Here is a 3,581-nt window from a genome sequence, read left to right as displayed (position 1 = left end):
TAACTGGTCACCCCCAGGACTTCGAAGCCCTCGGTTTCAATGGCTTGCGCCAGCGCACGGATGCCCAGACCGGAGGTGTTCTCGGAGCGGAAGTCTTCGTCGATGATGACGATGGGAAAGCGGAATTTCATGGCTTGGGCTGGAGTTCATGGTCGCCCTGAACCTGTCGGAGGGCATGGGAAACGCTCAAAGGGCATAGACAGGTTGAGCCCGGGCGGTGAGAGGAMGCTTTTTCCAAGCAGCGAAGTGTAAGGACATATTGTTGCGCTACGCTTGCCTTGGGGTCTAATTGCCCCAAAATGTAGCGGATGACCGACAAAAGGAGGATGCATGAGTGAATCGACTATCTGGTGGCTGCTGGCAGGTACGGCAGTCGCGGTGGAGCTGGTAACCGGAACTTTTTACCTGCTGATGATCGCGGTAGGCTTGGCAGCCGCTGCAATTGCCGCTCATTTGGGCGCCTCGACGGCCCTGCAACTCGTTACGGCGGCCGTTGTCGGCTCGGCCACCGTGGGCGTTACCCATTTCATTCGGGGTCGGGGGCCCAAGGCGTTATCGGCAGGAACCAATCCGGACGTCAACATGGATATTGGTGAAACGGTACAGGTCGATGACTGGCAAGCGGACGGCACGGCGCTCGTACGCTACCGCGGCGCGCAATGGGCGGTTGTTCAGGCGGTTGATGGCACGCCTTCGGCGGGCGCCCACCGTATTCGGGAAGTTATTGGCAGCAAATTGGTCGTAGAAAAAATCTGAGGGAATCACCATGTCATCTTATGTAGCACTCATTATTCTCATCGTCGCGGTCATCTTCGTCATCCGCGCCGTCAAATTCGTTCCCCAGCAAAATGCCTGGGTCATCGAACGTATGGGTAAATATCACGCAAGCCTGACGCCGGGCCTCAACTTCCTGGTTCCCTTTATTGACCGCGTCGCCTACAAGCACAGCCTGAAGGAAATCCCGCTTGACGTTCCCAGCCAGGTTTGCATTACCCGCGACAACACGCAGCTGCAGGTCGACGGCATCCTGTATTTCCAGGTCACGGACCCGATGCGGGCCAGCTACGGCTCATCCAACTACATCGTGGCTGTCACGCAACTGGCGCAGACCTCCCTGCGTTCCGTGATCGGCAAGCTCGAACTCGACAAGACCTTTGAAGAACGCGACATCATCAATGCGCAGGTTGTTGCCGCCATTGACGAGGCCGCCCTGAACTGGGGTGTGAAAGTCCTGCGCTACGAAATCAAGGACTTGACGCCCCCCAAAGAGATTCTGCATGCCATGCAGTCGCAAATTACGGCAGAGCGTGAGAAGCGGGCTCTGATCGCTGCTTCCGAAGGCCGCCGCCAGGAGCAGATCAATATCGCCACCGGCGAACGTGAAGCCTTCATTGCCCGCTCGGAAGGCGAAAAACTGGCTGCCATCAACAACGCCCAAGGTGAAGCCGCCGCCATCATGGCCGTTGCCGACGCCAATGCAAAAGCCATCGAAATGGTCGCGGCCGCAATCCGCCAGCCCGGCGGCGAACAGGCCGTTCAGCTCAAGGTGGCCGAACAGGCGGTTGACGCCTATTCCAAGGTAGCCAGGGACGCCAAAACCACGTTGGTGGTACCCAGCAACATGACGGAAGTCACCGCCCTCATCAGCTCGGCCATGAAGATGGTGCAAGCCAACAAGGTGTGACGACGGGCTTTTTTGCCGACAGCACGTGAACGCACCCATGAGCGCAAAAAATGTACTGGGCACGGATTTGGTGCCCTGCTCCTATGATCCGCTGACCGGCTACTTTCGTGACGGTTGCTGCAACACGGATGCGTCGGATGCGGGGTCCCACCTGGTATGCGTTCGCGTCACGCGTGAATTTCTGGCTTTTTCCGCCAGCCGCGGCAACGATCTTTCCACGCCGCAGCCTGCGTACCGCTTTGCGGGCCTTCAGCCGAATGACCGCTGGTGCCTGTGTGCCAACCGCTGGCGCGAAGCGCTGGAGGCCGGCTTTGCGCCGCCTGTCGTGCTGGAGTCGACGCACAGCAAGGCGCTGGAATTCGTCTCCCTGGCCCTGCTGGAAAAGCACCGGTTCCAGGGCGCACTCCACTGAGCCTGTTGCGCGTCGGGTGCAACTCCTGCCTCCGTCTGTTCGCAGCACTGCTATAATCGAAGGCTTCGCGGAAGGGTGGATGAGCGGTTTAAGTCACACGCCTGGAAAGCGTGCGTAGGGTTAAACCTACCGCGGGTTCGAATCCCGCCTCTTCCGCCAAACAGTCTCGTCGCCGTGAGTTTCCACACGGTGGCAAAAACTCCTAAAAGCCCAGCTTGCTGGGCTTTTTTGTGCCCGCTCCACTTTCGGCGCCTCACTTCCGGTCTTCCCGGGGTTTTTCCGGGCAAAAAAAAGCCACCTTGCGGTGGCTTTTTGTTTGCGGTGAACGATTAGTTCAGGGCAGACTTCTTGCCGTCTTTGTAGACGTACAGGGTGATGGCGGGGTTCTTCAGTTCGCCATTGGGTTCAAAAGCGATCGTGGTGGTCACGCCCTTGAAGTTGGTTTTAATCAGCTCAGGGGTGTAAACCTTTGGATCCCAGGAACCGGCACGCTTCATGGCGTCAACCAGAACGAAGGTAGCGTCGTAGGTGTACGGGCTGTAAACCTGGAACTGCTTTGGATACTTGGCTTCGTAGCGCTTCATCCAGGCTTCGCCGCCTGGCATYTTGSCCAGCGAKGCGCCGCCTTCRGCGCARAYCACGTTGCCSAKSGTCTTGGCGCCKGCSGWCAGCTTGGCRAKTTCYGCGGTGCAGATGCCGTCGCCGCCGAAGTACTTGACGTTGCCCATGCCGAGTTGTTCCATCTGGCGCAGCATTGGGCCGCCTTGTGGGTCCATGCCGCCGAAGAAGATCGCGTCAGGTGCTTTGGCCTTGATGGCGGTCAGGATGGCCATGAAGTCGGTGGCTTTGTCGGTGGTGAACTGCTCGTCAACCACGGTCATGCCTTTTGCCAGGGCCGTTTTCTTGAACACTTCAGCAACGCCCTGGCCGTAAGCCGTACGGTCGTCAATGATGGCGACTTTCTTCAGCTTCAGCGTGTCGGCGGCATAAAAAGCCAGGCCAGCGCCCAGGGCGTTGTCATTGGCAATGATGCGGTAGGTGGTTTTGTAGCCTGGCTTGGTCAGGTTGGGGTTGGTTGCAGCGCCCGTAACGTGGGGGATGCCGCAATCGTTGTAGACCTTGGAGGCAGGAATGGTGGTTCCGGAATTCAGGTGGCCGACCACGCCGGCGACTTTGGAGTCGCACAGCTTTTGTGCAGCGGCGGTGCCCTGTTTTGGATCAGCGGCGTCATCTTCAGCAACAATTTCAAACTTGACCTTTTTGCCGCCGATGACCACGTTTTGTGCGTTCAGKTCTTCGATGGCCATGCGCACGCCGTTTTCATTGTCTTTGCCGTAATGGGCTTGCGAGCCGGACAGCGGCGCCACGTGACCGATCTTGATCACTGCGTCTTGGGCAGAGGCAAAACCCGCTACTGCAGCGAGAGCAGCCACTACTGTCAGTTTTAATTTCATTTGCATAAAAACACTCCGATTAGGAAATTAC

At 58.0% G+C, this 3,581-nt stretch carries 4 protein-coding genes and 1 tRNA gene; 4 read left to right on the top strand and 1 reads right to left on the bottom strand.

Translation table 11 applies throughout. The features are described from left to right. Positions 1-330 precede the first annotated feature (330 nt). The 4 genes from AC1DWI_RS16705 (at position 331) to AC1DWI_RS16690 (ending at position 2,255) form a co-directional block, all read left to right on the top strand. On the top strand, positions 331-756 hold the full coding sequence (locus AC1DWI_RS16705; RefSeq protein ID WP_477671663.1) for an NfeD family protein: 426 nt from the start codon (positions 331-333) through the stop codon (positions 754-756). 10 nt (positions 757-766) lie between these two features. Continuing rightward, positions 767-1,684 carry an SPFH domain-containing protein gene (locus tag AC1DWI_RS16700; RefSeq protein ID WP_477649893.1) on the top strand — a complete coding sequence of 306 codons (918 nt, stop codon included), beginning with the start codon at positions 767-769 and terminating at the stop codon, positions 1,682-1,684. 37 nt (positions 1,685-1,721) lie between these two features. Further along, positions 1,722-2,096 (top strand): DUF2237 family protein, encoded by a 375-nt coding sequence (locus tag AC1DWI_RS16695; RefSeq protein ID WP_477671664.1) that lies wholly within the window; start codon positions 1,722-1,724, stop codon positions 2,094-2,096. A 69-nt stretch (positions 2,097-2,165) separates the two neighbouring features. Then, positions 2,166-2,255: transfer RNA gene (locus tag AC1DWI_RS16690), tRNA-Ser, on the top strand. 170 nt (positions 2,256-2,425) lie between these two features. Here the strand turns inward: AC1DWI_RS16690 and AC1DWI_RS16685 are convergent. Then, complete coding sequence (locus tag AC1DWI_RS16685; RefSeq protein ID WP_477725247.1) at positions 2,426-3,556, bottom strand: branched-chain amino acid ABC transporter substrate-binding protein; 1,131 nt, start codon at positions 3,554-3,556, stop codon at positions 2,426-2,428. Positions 3,557-3,581 lie beyond the last annotated feature (25 nt).

Source organism: Polaromonas sp. P3_C2 (assembly GCF_056402675.1).
The sequence above is the reverse complement of the archived record's forward strand: the minus strand, read 5'-3'. Positions and strand labels throughout refer to the sequence as shown.

Excerpts from the sequence above, each read along its gene's own strand:
- AC1DWI_RS16700 (WP_477649893.1), top strand. The coding sequence starts at position 767 with ATGTCATCTTATGTAGCACTCATTATTCTCATCGTCGCGGTCATCTTC.
- AC1DWI_RS16695 (WP_477671664.1), top strand. The coding sequence starts at position 1,722 with ATGAGCGCAAAAAATGTACTGGGCACGGATTTGGTGCCCTGCTCCTAT.
- AC1DWI_RS16705 (WP_477671663.1), top strand. The coding sequence starts at position 331 with ATGAGTGAATCGACTATCTGGTGGCTGCTGGCAGGTACGGCAGTCGCG.